The 1333-nt window shown below is 64.4% G+C and carries 1 protein-coding gene; it reads left to right on the forward strand.

The features are described from left to right. Positions 1–130: 130 nt before the first annotated feature. The coding region (locus CLG85_RS27080) for a urate hydroxylase PuuD (RefSeq protein WP_260350390.1) at positions 131–1333 on the forward strand (1203 nt) is incomplete at its 3' end.

Raw genomic sequence — 1333 nt, forward strand, 5'->3', positions numbered from 1 at the left:
AAGGTGCGGATATTGTCGAGGTAGGACATTGTTCGGTAAATCTTGAAACTGCTTGGGTGATGCCGGAGATAGCAGAATAATCGCGGCCGGCCTAGGGTGGCGCGCAACATCGCAACAGGGAGCGACGGGCATGTACGATCTTGCCATCATCTGGGACTGGCTCGGCTTCGCCGTGCGTTGGCTGCACGTGATCACCGCGATCGCCTGGATCGGCTCGTCATTCTACTTCATCGCGCTCGATCTGGGGCTGCGCAAGGTGCCGCACCTGCCGGTCGGCGCGCATGGCGAGGAATGGCAGGTCCACGGCGGCGGCTTCTACCACATCCAGAAATACCTCGTGGCCCCCGAGACCATGCCCGACCACCTGACCTGGTTCAAATGGGAGAGCTACGCCACCTGGCTGTCGGGCGCGGGCCTGCTGATGATCGTCTACTGGGCCGGCGGCGAGCTCTTCCTGATCGATCCCACCAAGGCCGACATCTCGCTCTTCCAGGGCATCGTGATCTCGGCGCTGTCGCTGACCATCGGCTGGCTGGTCTACGACCGGCTGTGCAAGTCCAAGCTCGGCGAGACGCCGACGCTGCTGATGGTGCTGCTTTTCGGGATGCTGGTGGTGATGTCCTGGGGCTACAACCACGTCTTCACCGGCCGCGCCGCGCTGCTGCATCTCGGCGCCTTCACCGCGACGATCATGACCGCCAACGTCTTCTTCATCATCATGCCGAACCAGCGCATCGTGGTGGAGGACCTGAAGAACGGCCGCACCCCCGACCCCAAGTACGGCAAGATCGCCAAGCTGCGCTCGACCCACAACAACTACCTGACGCTGCCCGTGGTCTTCCTGATGCTGTCGAACCACTACCCGCTGGCCTTTGCCACCGCCAACGCCTGGATCATCCCCTGCCTGGTGTTCCTGATGGGCGTGACGATCCGGCATTTCTTCAACACGGTGCACGCGCGCAAGGGAACGCCCTACTGGACCTGGGTCGTGACGGCGCTCTTGTTCATCGCCATCGCCTGGCTTTCCACCGCGCCGATGCTGGACAGCTACGAGGAGGCCGAGGCCCGGCCCCTCACCGCCGCCGAGCAGAAGTTCGCCGGGGCGACGGGCTTCGAGGACGCCTATTACGCGGTGATCGGCAATTGCTCGATGTGCCATGCGCGCGAGCCTTCATGGGACGGGCTGCACCACCCGCCCAAGGGCGTGGTGCTCGAGACCGAATCCGACGTCGCACGCCACGCCCGGCTGATCTTCCTGCAGGCCGGCGCCAGCCACGCCATGCCGCCGCCCAACGCCATCCAGATGGACCCGGCAGCCCGCCGCGAAATCGTG

Source organism: Alloyangia mangrovi (assembly GCF_002300555.2).
GTDB classification, from domain to species: domain Bacteria; phylum Pseudomonadota; class Alphaproteobacteria; order Rhodobacterales; family Rhodobacteraceae; genus Salipiger; species Salipiger mangrovi.